Source organism: Sporocytophaga myxococcoides DSM 11118 (genome assembly GCF_000426725.1).
GTDB classification, from domain to species: domain Bacteria; phylum Bacteroidota; class Bacteroidia; order Cytophagales; family Cytophagaceae; genus Sporocytophaga; species Sporocytophaga myxococcoides.
Genome location: NZ_AUFX01000003.1, coordinates 98,612 through 115,008, shown reverse-complemented (window position 1 = coordinate 115,008; position 16,397 = coordinate 98,612). Strand labels below are relative to the sequence as shown.

12 protein-coding genes are annotated in these 16,397 nt (G+C 35.9%); 6 read left to right on the top strand and 6 right to left on the bottom strand.

Annotation, left to right across the window (positions count from 1 at the left end):
• Positions 1-96: 96 nt before the first annotated feature.
• Positions 97-2,952 carry a PKD domain-containing protein gene (locus K350_RS30595; protein WP_051312726.1) on the bottom strand — a complete coding sequence of 952 codons (2,856 nt, stop codon included), beginning with the start codon at positions 2,950-2,952 and terminating at the stop codon, positions 97-99.
• 369 nt (positions 2,953-3,321) lie between these two features.
• On the opposite strand from K350_RS30595, the gene K350_RS0100285 reads away from it, so the two are divergent.
• Both K350_RS0100285 and K350_RS0100280 read left to right on the top strand, forming a co-directional pair.
• Positions 3,322-3,951: a hypothetical protein gene (locus tag K350_RS0100285; RefSeq protein WP_028978210.1), complete on the top strand. Its 630-nt coding sequence runs from the start codon at positions 3,322-3,324 to the stop codon at positions 3,949-3,951.
• Between the two features lie 170 nt (positions 3,952-4,121).
• A complete protein-coding gene (locus tag K350_RS0100280; protein ID WP_028978209.1) occupies positions 4,122-4,640 on the top strand; it encodes a hypothetical protein in 519 nt (172 codons plus the stop codon).
• A gap of 45 nt (positions 4,641-4,685) precedes the next feature.
• On the opposite strand, the gene K350_RS26760 is transcribed toward K350_RS0100280, so the two are convergent.
• Complete coding sequence (locus K350_RS26760; protein ID WP_051312725.1) at positions 4,686-5,189, bottom strand: GNAT family N-acetyltransferase; 504 nt, start codon at positions 5,187-5,189, stop codon at positions 4,686-4,688.
• Positions 5,190-5,222: 33 nt separating this feature from the next.
• Positions 5,223-5,615 (bottom strand): VOC family protein, encoded by a 393-nt coding sequence (locus tag K350_RS0100270; RefSeq protein WP_028978208.1) that lies wholly within the window; start codon positions 5,613-5,615, stop codon positions 5,223-5,225.
• 223 nt (positions 5,616-5,838) lie between these two features.
• Between K350_RS0100270 and K350_RS0100265 the strand changes: the two genes are divergently transcribed.
• The 4 genes from K350_RS0100265 to K350_RS0100250 all read left to right on the top strand — a co-directional run bounded on the left by K350_RS0100265 (position 5,839) and on the right by K350_RS0100250 (position 8,897).
• Positions 5,839-6,510 (top strand): Dph6-related ATP pyrophosphatase, encoded by a 672-nt coding sequence (locus K350_RS0100265; protein WP_028978207.1) that lies wholly within the window; start codon positions 5,839-5,841, stop codon positions 6,508-6,510.
• A complete protein-coding gene (locus K350_RS0100260) occupies positions 6,503-6,838 on the top strand; it encodes a C1orf53 family protein (protein WP_028978206.1) in 336 nt (111 codons plus the stop codon). The genes K350_RS0100265 and K350_RS0100260 overlap by 8 nt, the downstream gene beginning before the upstream one ends.
• A 105-nt stretch (positions 6,839-6,943) precedes the next feature.
• Positions 6,944-8,176, top strand: coding sequence for a hypothetical protein (locus K350_RS0100255; protein WP_028978205.1), 1,233 nt, complete (start codon positions 6,944-6,946; stop codon positions 8,174-8,176).
• A gap of 202 nt (positions 8,177-8,378) precedes the next feature.
• Entirely contained in the window at positions 8,379-8,897 is a 519-nt protein-coding gene (locus tag K350_RS0100250; protein WP_028978204.1) for a hypothetical protein, read from the top strand.
• 119 nt (positions 8,898-9,016) lie between these two features.
• Here the strand turns inward: K350_RS0100250 and K350_RS0100245 are convergent, their stop codons facing one another.
• From K350_RS0100245 to K350_RS0100235, 3 genes are read right to left on the bottom strand one after another with little or no spacing between them, the layout of a single operon-like run.
• Complete coding sequence (locus K350_RS0100245; RefSeq protein WP_028978203.1) at positions 9,017-11,524, bottom strand: DUF7619 domain-containing protein; 2,508 nt, start codon at positions 11,522-11,524, stop codon at positions 9,017-9,019.
• Positions 11,525-11,529: 5 nt separating this feature from the next.
• On the bottom strand, positions 11,530-13,617 hold the full coding sequence (locus K350_RS0100240) for a fibronectin type III domain-containing protein (RefSeq protein ID WP_028978202.1): 2,088 nt from the start codon (positions 13,615-13,617) through the stop codon (positions 11,530-11,532).
• Between the two features lie 10 nt (positions 13,618-13,627).
• On the bottom strand, positions 13,628-16,384 hold the full coding sequence (locus K350_RS0100235; RefSeq protein ID WP_028978201.1) for a hypothetical protein: 2,757 nt from the start codon (positions 16,382-16,384) through the stop codon (positions 13,628-13,630).
• Positions 16,385-16,397 lie beyond the last annotated feature (13 nt).

Sequence of the window (16,397 nt, the reverse complement as noted above, 5' to 3'; positions counted from 1 at the left end):
AACAGGGCTCTGAATTGAAAAAAATAGATTAAAAAAAGGGATGTTGTTACCAACATCCCTTCCAGTTAAAAAAATGTGATGGATCTCTCACTAATATTATTTATTAACAACAAGTTTAGTAACAGCTTTATTACCTTCACCTGATATCACGAGCATATACAAACCATTCTCAATTTCAGATAAATTTAAAGCAACTGTATTTTCTCCGGATTGAACTGAAATAGTCTTTTTAAGTATTTCATTGGAATATCCGTCTAACAAAGTCAGCTCGGCATTCCCAGATACAGAAGCATTAAAGTTTATATTGACAGCGTTTCCTGTGGGATTTGGGAAAGCATTAAGTTTTAAATTGTCAGCATTTATATTAAATGCATCTGCATTAATAATGCCTTGTCTTGCAGCTGCAGGAAGGTATAGATTAGCTCTCGGTATAACCTTTTTCTGAACACTGGTGCTTGACCATAATAACTTGGCAGTTGCGAGAGAAGTTTTCTCATAATATTCCATACGGATATCATACTGCTGACCAGCTGTCAAAGCTATAGTTCCGCTATTTTCTACCGCTGCATGATTAGTCCAGTTATCAATTAAAAGAATATTATTTACCCATAGTCTAACTCCGTCATCTGATAAAGTGTAGAAGGTAAATGTTTCAGAGAAATCAGCTTTTACCTTACCTGTCCAACGAACTGAATAATTATCAGTGTTAACGCCTGTTAAAGGTGCAGTATTATTCCATTCAAAGTTTATTACAGAGTCAACTCTTGTAAATGCTGTCCCGGTAAAATCAAGACTATTGAAGTATTCTGCCTTAAGACCAACACCAGGCGTCACAGTATTTGAATACAATTGGCTTTGTGGAACTATTTGCTTTTGTTGGCTTAAACTTGACCATGATAATTTTGCTGTAGCCATAGAATTTCCTTCAAAGTATTCAAGGCGGATATCATAAAGTTGACCAGCAACAAGTGTGATATTACCTGTATTTTCAATTGCTCCATGATAGGTCCAGTTGTCAATTACTAAAGTATTGTTCACATATAATCTTATACCATCATCAGAAAAAGTGTAAAATGTATACGCTTCAGAATAAAGTGGTTTTATTTTACCTGTCCATCTTGCACTAAACTGATTAACCGGAACTACGGCATTAGGAGAACCGTCTAACCAATCAAAATTTACAGTTGCATCCACTCTTGTTAATAATGGAGTTCCTGCCAGGTTAACGCCATTAAAATACTCAGCTTTCAAACCATCGCCTGTACCTGTAGGAGCAGGATTCACAATTAATGTAACTTCATCTGATCCTGATGCTGTGTTGTTATCTGTTACTGTAAGTCTGAAAACATAAGTTCCAGCTACCAATCCGCTTATAGAAACAGTTGCAGTACCAGCATTGGCAAGAGTAGCTGTACCTCCGCTTACTTTAGTCCAGGCATAAGTCGTAATGGTACCATCACTGTCTGTGCCTGTACCGGTAATAGAAAGTGAATTAGTTGGAAGAGTAATTGTCTTATCTGCACCGGCATTGGCAACAGGAGCTGTATTTACTGCAGGATTCACAACTACAGTTACATCATCCGATCCGGTTCCAGATCTGTTGTCAGTTACTGTAAGTCTGAAAACATAAGTCCCAGCCACAAGACCACTTAATGAAAGAGTTGCAGTATTCGCATTTGAAAGGGTTGCTGCACCTCCGCTTACTTTAGTCCATGCATAAGATGCAATGGTACCATCACTATCTGTGCCTGTTCCTGTAATTGAAAGAGAATTAGTTGGAAGTGTTATCGACTTATCAGCACCTGCATTAGCTGATGGAAGTACATTTACAGCAGGATTAACTATTACTGTTACATCATCATATCCTGTTGCACCAGAGTTGTCAGTTACAGTTAATCTGAAAACATAAGTGCCCGCGACAAGTCCGCTTAATGAAACTGTTGCAGTATTCGCATTTGAGAGAGTTGCTGCCCCTCCGCTTACTTTAGTCCATGTATAAGAAGTAATGGTGCCATCGCTGTCTGCGCCTGTTCCAGTAATGGAAAGGGAATTAGTAGGAAGAGTGATAGACTTGTCAGCGCCAGCATTCGCAATTGGATTTACAAGATTAGCTCTTGAATATTTCATTAACCATGCATAAATATCTTCAGAGGTAGACTGATTATTATAAGTCTGAGTCCATGCATCGTGACCTACGTTAGGATAAACAGTAATTTTGGCAAGTGGGTTAGGAGTAGGAGTGCAAGCATTAATGGAGTTTACAAAATTGGTCATACCAGAGCCATTATCATTCGCTCCCTGAAATCCCCATATTGGAGTTTTACCTATACCACATATTTTTGAAGTATTAGTGATAGGCCAGCCTGCAATTGGAATAGCTGCTGCTGCTTTGGTTGGATAAGCTGCCACATACTCCCAAGTACTGGCTCCACCCATACTTAAACCGGTTATGTATATCCTGTTCGGGTCAACACGGTATAAGGTCTTCATTTTTTCAATAATCTCATCTACGAATTCACCTGGTCTCCACTGACTGGTAGCGAAATCATCCATAGCGATGTCATCCCAACCTCCAAAAGGACATTGAGGAGATATTACTATAAAAGGAAAATCCTTCCCAGCTTCAATTTCTTTGGGAGGGCCATTCCTTTTTACTTTATTAAGTTGACTGAGATCGGTAGGCTTCCAGGCCTTTTCATCTGTTCCATGAAGGAAGATCAATATAGGATAATTTTTTGTAGGATTAGCTGCATAGTCAACCGGTGTATAAGCTAGATATCCAACAAGGTAGTTGGGGCCGAACTTCGATCTGAAACTAGCAGCTGTCTGTCTTTGAGCTATTGCTTCAGCAGATAGAACCAATACGAGTAACAATGCGCAGAGCCTTGCGATTGACCTGCTCTGAAAGATGATTGCTCTCTTGAAGAGGCGGCGGTAATTGTTGTTTTTCATAAGTTATTTATTTGTTTAAAAATGAATAAGCAGAAAAGAGTACTACAAAAATCTTGAAGACTATTCCATTCCAACAGGTAAAAAACAATGGATTAATCGAACTACAATTCATATTGATCGCAAAGATTTTGGCTTCACCTTTTATGACGCATCAATTTTAAAACGTTGCAAAAAAATGTTTAAAAAAAATCAACAAATACATTAAACCATTGACTTACAAATAAATACTTTATGAATACTAAAATTTCTCTATATCAATTATGCTTATCATTTTTATATTTACCATAAACAACATAGATCCTTTAACAGTAATATTTAATATATATCTGAAAAATCATTCAGGTCTTTATAATATCAAAAACTTAACACATGGAAGATTTCGAATTCTCACCTGAAACATCACATCCTAAGGCAAAAAGCCTTTTAACAGAAGACTTCTACTGGAGCGATGAAGAAGAAACAAGTCCATTTGGGAATGATGATGGGGCAGAAGCTTCTTTCGGATTCTGGAAATGGAGAAAAAAAAATAAAAATGTAAGCCCATTAAAATACCTTGAAAAATTGCTTAACGAATGGGACTTTCCATATTTTGATCTGACAGAATTGAATCCGGCTAAAATTCAGGAATATATTACTCAAAAGAAAGATGTAGACAACGGTCCATTTTCCGGAAATATGCTCGCAGACCAGCTCAAGCAAATGGCTTCTGAAATGGAGGATGAGCCGGATGATAATCAGTTTAAAGAACTACTGGCAAACGTTACAGGAGCTTCGGGAGATAGTTACCTTATTGGGATGGACAATGCAATCATTGCAGTTGCTTATGCTCAATTTGCTTTAGAAGGGAAGTTAGATACAAACCTAAAAGCTTTGGCACAGACAGCAATCAAGAGGGAGCTTCTACCATTGCTTGTCGAAACCTTTAGCGAAGATTACAGAGCCACAAGAACCGAACAATTAAATAAGATGCTTAAAAGCTTAAACCAGATGAATGAATAGAATGATATACAAAATCTTGATTATAAATTCCACCTGAAGGTCTGGAATCATTGTTTTTTATTTTAAGCAATTAATTATTATTAATTTTTCAGGGGTATTTTTTAGCGCCTTATATTTTCTATTTATACCTTTGCTAGCCATCATCAAATACCTATTTTATTTTTACAACCATGAAGTACTATTTTTTTCTTCAATTTATATTATTCAACATTTTTCAATCCTTCTCTCAAATTGACACAAGCCATTATTCATCTCCACAGATTGAATATAAAATTGAAAGGCATATTGCATTAGTCACTGGAATTAATGTTCACAAAAATTTCTTTGCGGAAGCTGGCATTGCAATCAAAGACAACGGAGTAGCAGGTCATCATCCGATTACCAGAGTGCTTGCATTAACCAGTGAATTTAAATTTACAGACAAGTTTATTTATGCTCCTAAAGCAGGAGTGTGGCTTGGTGGAGGAGCTTCCGGAATGAATTTAGGTATAAATCTCATTTATTATTCGGACTCAGAAAAGGGGACATTAAGGTGCAGACCAGAAATTGGCCTAGGCTTTGATGCCTTCAGAGTTGTATATGGTTATAATATTGCTATTACCCAAAAAAACTTTCAAAATGTGAATAAGCATAACTTCTGCCTTAACTTTCTTATCAATCTCAAAAAAATTAAAGATGTTAAAAGATAGACAAGAGACCCATAATTCAGAACAAGTATTGGAATAAAAAAACATTCACTTAAGCCTTAAAACCATTTGATCTTCTGTGAAATATTTCCCCTTCCATTTAATAGCGTGCTCTTCCGAACTAAATGTTTTAAAGCCAAATTTCTCATAAAGACCTTTGGCTTTATCATTATTAGAGATCACTGTCAGATTGATCTGTTCAATATCAACAATCATTCTAACTCTTACCAGAAGTGCATCAATCAATTCCTTTGAAATTCCCTGTCCCCTGAATTCATAAGATACATACATCCTGAACAACGTACCTTTATGTCTTAATTTTTCCCTGTTGAAACCATCACGTTCAAAACTTACAATACCGGCAAGTGTATTATCGATATAAGCCCCCAGAGTAAAACTGTCCTCCTTATCCTTAGTAGGAAATTCTAAATGCAAATCATCATTGGGAGAGATTCTGAAGTTCTCTTCATCGTGAATCAAGCCATGACCTAAAAATTGCTTGTAAAACTCCTTTTGATCTGATTTAATTTCCTTAATAATTGAATGATTCATACACTTCTCTTTTGAGCCTTATTGTATAGAAATTTAATTCATTGGTGAGCAAATTTCAATTAAAAATCCATCAGGATCTCTTACATAGCTGACAACTTGCCCCCAAGGTTTTGTCTTTGGTTTTTCAACTAATACTGCACCGGCCGCAACGGCAATTTCTGTTGTTTCCCCTACAGCTTCAGTTACAAATCCTATTTCAATACCAAATGGTTTACTGTTAAGATCACTTTCAATAAAACCATTCTTTAGATTGTTTTTAGCCAGCTTAACGGAGGCGAAAGATAGTTTGGTATTTCCAGTAGTTAATTCTCCATAATCACCATCTGGTGCAATAAATGTGCGTTGGAAGCCAAAAGCTTTTTCATAAAACTCTATTGATTTGTTCACATCCTGAACATAAAGAATTGTATAGCCAAATTTTATCATCTTAAATCAATATATAACAAATTAATACAACTTAAATTGGATAACAATAATAACAGTTTTCTGATATCTCTTCTGCATCTGAAATAATTTTTATTTCATCCCACTTGAATTACTTGATATTATTAAAGCAAATTATAATCATGTTAGGTAAATTAGTATTTTAAGCCTATCTTTTTCCTCACATTTAAAAAGATCAGCTGAAATTATATTTAAATAGTAATCAATGAAGGTTAATAATAACCAAAGCTTTGTAGCATCATGGAGTGGAGGAAAAGACAGTTGCTTTGCCTTTATGGAAGCAGTGAAGTTAAAATACCAACCAAGAGTTCTTATGAATATGATGAACGAAAATGGATTGATATCAAGATCTCATGCCATCCCTGAAAAAATATTACAAAAACAGGCTTCTGAATTGGGCTTGCCTATAGTCACTGTTCCATCCACATGGAATGATTATGAAAGAAACTTTATTGATACACTAAAACATCTTGTAGAACATTATAAAGTTAATTCAGCTGTTTTTGGTGATATTGATTTTGATTCAAACAGAGCGTGGGAAGAGAAGGTCTGTGAAGCAGCATGTATAGCACCTGTATTACCATTATGGAAACAAGATAGAAAAGATCTTGTACTGAAAATGCTTTCAGAAGGCATTCATTGTGTTATTGTTTCCTGTAATCATCAGTTGGGTGAAGACTTTCTAGGTAAAAGACTTGACGAAGATTTAATTTGTAAGCTGGAAGCATTAAATGCAGACGTTTGTGGTGAAAATGGAGAATACCATACACTTGTAGTTAATTGTCCTCTTTATCAAAACGAAATCAATGTTGATTTTTTGAGTAAGATAAATCATAATAATTATTGGTTTCAAGAAATGAAGCTTAAAAATGAATAAAAATATCAGAATTAAAACCTGTTCACGTTGTAATACAAATTTTGCATGTAGCACGGAGAACTGCTGGTGTAGTGAATTGCCCCCGGTAATGTCCTTGTCTGAAGCAGGCGACTGTTATTGTCCTCTATGTTTAAAGAAAATCATTAGTGAGAAACTTGGAGTAGATTCTTTGTCTGATACTAAAAGAAATACAGAACCCTTAGTTGAGCAGGAAGACTATTATTACAATGAACATGGCAACTGGGTATTTACAGCTAAGTACCTTTTGAAAAGAGGGTATTGTTGTAAAAACGGTTGTAAACATTGTCCTTACGGGTTTAAAAAGTAAAATGATTATTTTTACAAAGTATATTATTTAAGATATTTATAACAGACAAAAGGTTATATTTTTTATAAGGATTTAATTATTTAAGTGTAAATAAGCTTGCTGTCAATGACCAACTTTTACTTTATCATTTTAGTATTCTATTTTTTGTTCTCGGGTAATATTGAAGGCTACACTCAAAGTCTTTATAAATATGAATTCAGAATATTTAAGGAGGGGAAACAAGTTACTGATAAAACCAGAAATGTGAGAGTGGAAGCTGGTAAGTATAATTTATATTCCAAAAAGTATAACAAGCTCTCAGACACTTGCAGTGATCCGGGAAAATATTGTTTTAACGCTTTCCTTGAATTTAACGAAAACTTACTTTTAAAAATAATCTCTAAAAATGATTCGATGATCATTTTTACCAGTGTATCAATGGATTCGCTGGTTTTTAAGCCAGGTGAATATTCTTATGATCTAAGCATTGCAAGTTATTTCAATATTATACCTTCTAAAGAGATAAGCATTGAATTGGTAAGTGATCTTTTTAAATTAGATCGTATAACCCCTGAGAGAAGAAGTTATACTACACCTTCATTTTTTACAAGCCTTCGGCAAGCAGTTCAAGAATTTGAAGAACTAAAGATTGATCCGGTTGATACTTCGATTTTTGTTACAAGTAAATTTAACTCCATATTATTTACAAAAGACCTGGGAGTTCATTGGAATAAAATTGAACCGAGATTTAAAGATAAACTTCGAAATGTCTGTTTCACAGATGATGGCAATAAATACTTAATTATAAAAAGGGGAAACCATTCCTATAGATCTGATTTTAATAATTACTTTAAAAATGATAGTTTAAAAGATCTTATTGAAGATCCTGGATGGCGTAATATCGTATGTCCAGAGAACGATGCCTTAAATAAATTTGCTTTTAAATTAAAAGATAAAAATGTTGATGATGAATATTTAACAGATGAATATTCAGAATATGATTGTGATAGTTGTCCTTTAACTTATAGATATAATAGGAGGCCTGTTTTTCAAATTATTCGTAATGTTAAATTTTGGAACTCAGGTTCTCAAAAAATGGACTATATAAATCCTGAGTATCCCAAGCTTTATGAATTCAATCATAAGAAGATTTTACTTTTCAATTATTATTTCATGTATTCTGAAGATGATAAATACTGGAAATATTATTCATTCAGTGATTTTTATTTTTACAGACCATTTGACTATGAAAGGTGGATTCGTTTTTTTAATGAATCTGAGTTTTATTGGCTGGAAGGTAAGGGTTTATTATTCAGGTATAGGGATGTAGGATTATTTTTGATAAATGTTCTTCATTAATATTTTTTAGAATATTAATGAAAATAAAATTGCTGTAAAAGGAGTGGAGGCTGTAATTAGCACCATCCTTGGTTCAAGAGAGGGTTTGAAGAAAGATTTGAATACTTCTGTGAGAGCAACGCTGATAAACATATGGTACTAATTTTATTACTTTTTAATGACAGTTTAAGGCGGATATTTTTTTTATAAATTTAAGAATAATATGTTTTTTATAATTTTAATAGTTAGCATTTTATGTATCGGGTTTTATTTATTTAAACAAGGTTCAGGTAATAAAAGTATTCTTTCACAACAACCCAGAAAACCAAATTTAGAAGTCCCGGTTACTTACACTATTGAATGGTGGCCGGAACAGAATAAAATGACTATTGAAAGTTTCAATATTGAAATTATCGAAAGTAAATTAAATTTACTCAACAGTAAATCTCTCTTAGCCTATAAAGTATCCGGGAGTCTAAAATCTGTAGCCCGCTGGCAGTCTTTTATTTATAAAGTGCATATTTCGGAACGCTTTAACTCAGATACATCAAAGCCTTATGAACGAATTATAGAAATAACACCGATTGTTAGTGCAAAAAAAAATGAAAATACTACTGACAGCACTTATCCATTTGAGTTTAAAAATGAACATATTGTCTTTTCCAGTCAATGGGGTGTTAACAGAATAAAATTTATATGTGGATCAAAGGAGCAGGTAATTGAGCTAAAGCAGAGGAAGTAGAGGTCTATTGATTTTTTTGTACTCCACTTCTAAATTTTTTGTTAAGAACAACAACTATATAAAAAAGAACCCCAAATAAACAGTCAGGGTTCTTTTATTTTGTGTTTTACTAAGTACTATTACCTTCCTATCACTAGCTTACCATTAAATAATTCACCATCAGCAGAAAGAAGTTTGTATATATACAAACCGTTTGATAATTTTTCAGAAGGCTTATAAGATACAGGCACCGTTGTTCCTCCAGTAATTTTACCGTTAAAGATCTCAGCTACTTCAATTCCTTTACTATCAAATAGCTTCAGGTTGACTAATTGTGATTGAGGAGAATAGATCTGGAAGATCGTATAATCAGTCAATGGATTAGGAGCTACTTGTATAAACTTATTCAGGTATGTTAAACCTGTATTAACCTGAAGCGCTTCGCATTCTGCTGCATCTGTAATCTGTTCAACAAGTATAGTATCAGAGGTTGCAATACATCCAATTTCATTAGTCACTTTCAAGGCAATCTTTCCTACTGTGCTTACAATAATCTGAGAGGTATTTTCTCCGGTAGACCATGAGTAGGAGGCCATATTGGAAGGCCCTTTCAATGTAAGTGGTTTTCCTTCGCAAAACTTAAACTCTGTGCTTGCAGAAATCAAGTGTTCAGGAAATTTATGAACTATAAAGTCTAAAGAATCTTTACTAGTGCAACCACTGGCATCTTTTACTTCAACAATGTATTTATCCGATGCGGTCACATTAAACCCATTGATAGTACTACCGTTTGACCAATTATATGTAGAATAAATAGGCAACACACTCAGTAGCGCTGTATCTCCCGAACATATTGCTTCCCCTTTAGTGGAAAAGATCTTGGCATGAACATGCTCAATAATATTTACCGGAGTTTGACTTATGTCAAAGATTGTATCTGAAACGGAACTTGTAATTTTTATCAGATAATCTTTCTCTGTTGAAATATCAGATGGAAGGGTCCAATAGAAACTTTTAAGTTTGTCAGGCACCTTCGTTGTTAGAATGCTGTATGTGTTTCCATTATCAATTGATACTTGTATATCAAGACTGTCTACTCCAAATGAATTCCATTCAATTGCGTGGCCCCCGCCTTGACAAATTGGTTCTTTTTTGTCTGATTCTTTTAGTCTTACAAATGGACGAGCCTTTGGAGAGAAACATGTCTCTGAAGATGATTTTGTCTCTTCATTGCCCGTATTGTCTCTGGCTATAGTATAAACACAGTATTTTTTATTCGGATCCCCTTTGATAGCAATAACTGAATCAGGAAGAATTTCTGAAGCGTACTTAGTAAAACTGAATCCTTCATCATAGGATAGATATAGATCATAGTTTTTAACGCCTGATCCACCAAGTCCATAATCGTCATGGACAGTTACCTGGTATAAGTAAGTTGAATCAGCCATTATATCACTATGCTTGTGAGCCGATATCGGAGGCACCGCATCAATCGTGTTGAATATTAAGGGAGTCTTCAATTCCGCCTCTGTATCAAATACTATTGCAGCTATAGCATGAACAGTATCACCTGTAGACGAGGCAGCATCAGGTATTATAGAAAAAGAGACGAATCCTTCACCTCTGTGAGTAATAGAATCATTGACAAGCAGGAATCCATGATCGGCATCAGGAGCATTACCTGTAAGAGGATTTTTAGACTCAAATATCCAGAAAGCTTCTTTCTTGACTACATCAATTCCGGCGATGACATCCACCACAACTTTTAATGAGTCGCTTACATCCAATCGTTTGGTATAATAGGTGCTGTTTGGTGGTACTTCAAAAACAAAGTCTCCAAAACCAAAGTTGCCAAGTCTGAATGAATAGATGTTCAGATGAGGATCAATAGGAGAGCGTATGACAACATTTTGTGCAGGTGCTGTCGCAATTTTCGGATCATTTTCAAATCGGATTGTATAGGGGAGGATATCCTTTACCGAAACCCACCTCTGTGGTCCAAACCCATCAGGGCCAAGGATGTCATTTGGGTCTCCAGACCATATAACAGGAATATCAATATCGTCATCATCATCATCATCGTCGTCGTCATCACAATCTTCTGTTTCTATTGTCAACTCAGTAGTATCACCCTGAAAACAACCTTCATCATCTGTTACCAGTACAGAATAATCGCCATCGGTACTAACCTTTATCTTTTCTTCCGAAGAACCTGTAGACCACTTTATTACACACTCTTTACATGCAGCAATGTTGGCAGTTAGCTCTACGTCCTGATCTTCATCATCCTCGCAGAAAGTGCGCTCTCCACCTCCTTCAATAGAGACTCTTGGTTTATCTTCCAGCACATCTACATGAATGCTCTTTTCGAAGACACAACTGTTACGATCTCTTATAATCAGGTAATAATCACCTTTGGGTATGTCATGAAGATGGTCTTGCGTGGAGCCGTCGCTCCAAAGAAATGTATAGGGGCCGTTTTTTCCCTTTACGGATACATCTATTTTCCCGTCTTCTTTTCCATTGCAAGTAGCCGGGGTAACCGTTATCTCTACCTGTGCATAGCTATGGATACTGATTGCAGATATAAATAGAAATAACAGAATGTATTTATAGGTATAGAAAAACGTAGAAATCTGATTCTTCATAACGTTTACTTTTTAATGTCTTTTAAATTTAATGTTATACTGGCCGCTGAACTGATTTCTCCTTTGTTTGATACTGCTGAAACCTTAAAGGTATAGGAGTCACGGTCAGGATTATTGATTTGATAGTTGAACTTCATTTCCTTGTACAAGTCAGCTTTCGTAATCTCATGGAAGGTATTTTCAGATCCTTCATCTGTGAAAAGAATATATCCTTTTATGTCTTTGCCCTGCTCCTTATCATATTCCCAGGACAGCCCTGCATAAGACTTACCTTTTTCTTTGATCAATATAACCTTCAATTTTTCGGGTGGAGATAATTTATAAGACGGTTGGTAAAGTGGCGCAACAGAGCTCTTTCTGGAAACTACGGCTCCAATGGCTTCCAGCTGATATACATTGATTTTTTTTGCATCTTCAGGATAGTAAAGTTGTACAATGTATTTCCTGCTTTCCTTTGGAAGATCTTCCGTTGTAGCAATGATTTGTCCATTTACAAGTACATTAAACCCCTTTATTTCGGTTTCTTTAGGATATTCCCAAGACAACTCCACCAGGTTGTTATTATTAAGAGCAGCGGAAATGGATTTGAATAGTGGAAGATTCAAAAGAGGAATGCTGCATTTTACGGAACTTCCCTCTCCACGCATACCTTTTTCGTTTACGGGTACAATACTGAATTGATAATTTATACCCCCATCTCCGGAAATTTCATATAAGAGTTCATTGCCTTTAATTAGAGGCACACTCAGGTTTTCAATAAGCTTTCCGGTACCTTCTTCATCTGACTGAAGCACAAAACCAAATGTATTTTTGCTTGTGCTTTTGGCCCATGAAAGATGTACGTGAGGTTTATCTAGAATCATCCTGAATTCAGCTTTAAGGCTGTCAGGTTTTGAAGGAATTCTGACTCCTGTGTAGAAAACATTGGCAGGAGTGCCATACCATTGCTTTCCTTTTTGGTCTACAGCCGAAAGCCTGTAAATATAGCTTTGACCATACTTAAGATTGGCGGTATCTACATAGGATTTGGTCTTAATATCCAGCCTTTTCGTTATTCTGTTGAATTGCAAAGTGTCAACATTTCTCCTTTCCAGATAAAATTCTTTAATCCGTTTTTTATCTGATAGGAGAGAGTCTGTTCTCCAGATTATCCTAAGATCAACATCATTGACAACAGAGATAGAATCAATTGATGGGATATGCACATTATAATACTGTGCTGCTTTAAATTTAAATTCAATTGGCTTAAGCTGAGTTTGTAAAATTGTTACTGGGATAATAGTATAGGTATAATCCAGAGAAGCGTTGGCGCTTTCGTCTGTATACAACCACTGGAGCTGTCCGTTATCGGACTTCTGGTATCCTATCAGTTCTTCTGTAAGACTTGTTTCCTTTCCAGATTTATTTTCTTTTCTGTTGATCTTAAATCCGAATAGTGCTGCTTTAAAATAATCTTTTTCATTTACTGACCATATGAGTTTTACTTTCCCTTTATTCACACTTGCCTCTACCACAGGTTTGATTTTAACATCTCCGGGATAGAAGGTTGCGATGGGATGCTCAGACTCATGTCCATCTTCAAATACATAAAACAAACCATAATTTGCGTTTTCAGAATTCGAGTAGGTATGATCAATAAAAGCGAAGCCTAATATCAATGCCAAATTATAATCCTGCTTCATATTTAATCTGTCACCAGATTTAAGTCCTCCTGATTGCTGAAGCTTCTGAAGCAATTCTTCTTTAGCGATCTTACTTAACTTACCTTCTGAAAGATATTTTAAAAATATTTGTTGAACGCTTTTTGCTTCTTCTTCATTAAGTCCCTGATTTATCCAATTTCTTTCATCTACCTGTGGGAAGATCACGTCCTTGTTAAGTTTGTTCCAGCCACTGTTTTCTCCACTTTGCTTTTTGATGTTAAAGCCAGTGAGGTTCTGAGGCCAGTCATATGTTTCCCAGTAAAGCTTCATAGCCTTGTCCGATTCGCCACCTCTCAGACTTGCTCCGTTTCTTTGAGCAAAACTCTGAACAGCAGGATTAGAAAAGGTGATGACTATAATAAGTAATGTCAGTTTATATATATTTCTCACAAGTACTTAATTAGAATTTTAAAACAATAGGGCGGCTTTCCTCTTCATGATCAGCTCCGGAAAACTTTAGATATCCTTTAAGTATTGTAAAGGAGCCATCATAACTCATTTCCATGTCACCATTTACATTTACATTTGTAAACCTCACACAATCCACGCAGGTAGCGATGCAGGGCCATTTGACACTTACTCTGCTGGCTCCGTTAACATATGTTTTTATAGTTCCGTTAAACCCTTCCGGATTTACCTGAGTGTTGAATGATCCTCCCAATTTAAGGCTGAATTGTCCATATATTCCAAACCCTAGCTTAGAGTCAGTATGATCTGCAGTTACGCAGTTTGTGCCATCAAATTTATCCGGATAAATTATCTTAATATCTTTAGAGTAATCAATAGTTCCTGCAACGGTTCCTGCAATACCTCCGTCATCTCCAGCTGCTCCTCTGAGATCAAATGAACCAGTCATTGTTACCTCCTTCATAATCTGTCCCGAAATATTCATAGCCTTTACATTCCATCCACTTTGATTAAGTCTAAAACTCATATTACCTGTGGATAGAGAAAGCATATTCCCATTTCTTGCAGGAACTTTAAGTGTTGCATTGGTACTACCGGACACATCATTGGTTCCCAGTAAATAAGAGGCTTTCAAAGTACCTTTAAAATAATGAGGAGATTTTGCAGGAACTCTTACTTCACCTTCAAGTTCTAGTGAACTCTTGTTGCCAATAACCAGGGTTACATCTCCCTTAAGTCCTATAATATCAGCAACATCCTTTATGCCCAGCACGAATCCTATCAGATACGTTCCCTCACTGGCTGAATTAACCCTGTGATCGTAGTTATATCCGAAGCGTCCACCTAATTCATCAATCTTGATAACAGGACCTACTTGAAATCCTTTGGCTACCTGCATTGTAAGTTCAAAGAATCCATAGTTGTATGTCTCCATTGAGCCAATCACAACTTTTCCTCCTATTTTTATTCCTCCTTCTATCGAGCCTGAATAGTCTCCTTTAAATTCACTATCTACAAAGGACAGATTAGCCTTTATGGAAAGAGGATAACTGGTCGATTCAAAATACAATTTAATTTTAGAGACTACACCTTCACTTGATATAGTGAAATCTCTTACTTCACATTTGGAGGATTTACCTATTTCAAGGCCAGCTGTGATTTCTATCCCTTTGTTCTGTACATATGCTGCATTACTGATTTTGAAGTTTACGTTTTTATACTTAGTATGTCCATTAAATCTGAATTGGTTCAGTTCACCATTAGTAATATTAAATTCATTGATTTCAAAGGAATTGTCAAAATCAGGATGTTTGGCTTTTATATTACTTCCGCTTATTTCATGAATATTGAACTCATGATCTACTTTAGCAGCCAGACTTCCTTCTATATTGCATCCAAAGGCCACAAGTTTACTAAATTTGGCAACTCCATTAGCAGTATGTCCCCTTAATTCAAAGTCCACTGCAACTTCTCCTTTAGTATTTCTAATGTTCTTTATTGTTATCTCTGCTTCCCCGTCTTTAAAAGAAACTTCATTTTCATTAAGTACCCATGTAAAATTCCACCTTAGTCTTTTTACAGTTGCATCAAAGCCTTTGGTAGAGTAAGTTGCCGCATTTTTGACGGTCAGTTCTCCATCAAATACTCCATTTGATTTAAGATCACCTGAAGCTTCAGCAATTATTGAAGTGTTCTTTTTTAACCTGATAGTAATGTTTTTTACACCACTGAAATCATAAGAACCTTCAAAACTTGTAGATGAAGTGTATTTGTATACAAACCCTCCCGAGGTGCCTTTGGCAAGTTCGGCTATGCCTCCTAAGGGAACTGATTCAACTTGATTAACTGTAAATTTTGTTTCACCTGAAATAGCTCCGTCTGAAGTAACTGTAAGTTTCATACCTGTCAGATTTGCTTGTAAGGGACCGAATTGTCTCGTTGGAGCTGTACCACTCCATTCCAATGATACTTCCTTAAAACTTATTTCTGCTCCGGTGCCTTTCTGTTTCCAGGAAGCCTTCACCCCATCAAGATCGATAGAAACCGGAGTATGGAAGAAACCTTTCATATCCAGGTGTAGCCTGACTTTATTGGTGGAATAAGAGCAATAACCGTCACCATCTGAACCTGTTGATTGAATGGATTCGGTTAAATGTATTCTTAACAATCCAAACTTTACTTCTCCAGCCAGATCAGGACAGCATTCCTCCGGATCCCCCATACAGATATTTTCTTCTACAAAACATGTTTGAGTTTTGTTGTCCGCGGCCTGCTTATCCTGCGCCTTGACCTTTATAGTCGCAGGCTTACTGGATGCTTTAATTCTTCCGTTACTTTCTCCGATAGTTGCATCAGATCCGTCTGCTTCTGATATCGACCACACAAAAGTCCGGCCACCTGGTTCTGAGGTAACTGTTGCCTGTGATATAGATTTACCGTCAGCTGGCAAATAACTTGGGTTGAAATCAATTCCTTTAACCAGAACAGGGGTGATGGTAACAGATTCCTGACATGTAAAGCCATCAATATCTGTTACCCGGACTACATAGATAGTCTTAACATCAGGTACTGTAATCTCCGGATTTGATTCAGTTGAGCTGAATCCACCAGGTATAGAATACCATTGGTATGTATAGTTATTCGGTGAGTCTGGCCCTGCTGTGGGACTCCCTCCAAGGGTTATTTTTGTTCCCGGGCACTCTGTTCTGTTTTCTCCAGGATTTATATCTATGGCAAAGGTTTTTTGCATACATATAAGGAGA

Excerpts from the sequence above, each read along its gene's own strand:
- K350_RS30595 (WP_051312726.1), bottom strand. The coding sequence starts at position 2,952 with ATGAAAAACAACAATTACCGCCGCCTCTTCAAGAGAGCAATCATCTTT.
- K350_RS0100285 (WP_028978210.1), top strand. The coding sequence starts at position 3,322 with ATGGAAGATTTCGAATTCTCACCTGAAACATCACATCCTAAGGCAAAA.
- K350_RS0100280 (WP_028978209.1), top strand. The coding sequence starts at position 4,122 with ATGAAGTACTATTTTTTTCTTCAATTTATATTATTCAACATTTTTCAA.
- K350_RS26760 (WP_051312725.1), bottom strand. The coding sequence starts at position 5,189 with ATGAATCATTCAATTATTAAGGAAATTAAATCAGATCAAAAGGAGTTT.
- K350_RS0100270 (WP_028978208.1), bottom strand. The coding sequence starts at position 5,615 with ATGATAAAATTTGGCTATACAATTCTTTATGTTCAGGATGTGAACAAA.
- K350_RS0100265 (WP_028978207.1), top strand. The coding sequence starts at position 5,839 with ATGAAGGTTAATAATAACCAAAGCTTTGTAGCATCATGGAGTGGAGGA.
- K350_RS0100260 (WP_028978206.1), top strand. The coding sequence starts at position 6,503 with ATGAATAAAAATATCAGAATTAAAACCTGTTCACGTTGTAATACAAAT.
- K350_RS0100255 (WP_028978205.1), top strand. The coding sequence starts at position 6,944 with ATGACCAACTTTTACTTTATCATTTTAGTATTCTATTTTTTGTTCTCG.
- K350_RS0100250 (WP_028978204.1), top strand. The coding sequence starts at position 8,379 with ATGTTTTTTATAATTTTAATAGTTAGCATTTTATGTATCGGGTTTTAT.
- K350_RS0100245 (WP_028978203.1), bottom strand. The coding sequence starts at position 11,524 with ATGAAGAATCAGATTTCTACGTTTTTCTATACCTATAAATACATTCTG.
- K350_RS0100235 (WP_028978201.1), bottom strand. The coding sequence starts at position 16,384 with ATGCAAAAAACCTTTGCCATAGATATAAATCCTGGAGAAAACAGAACA.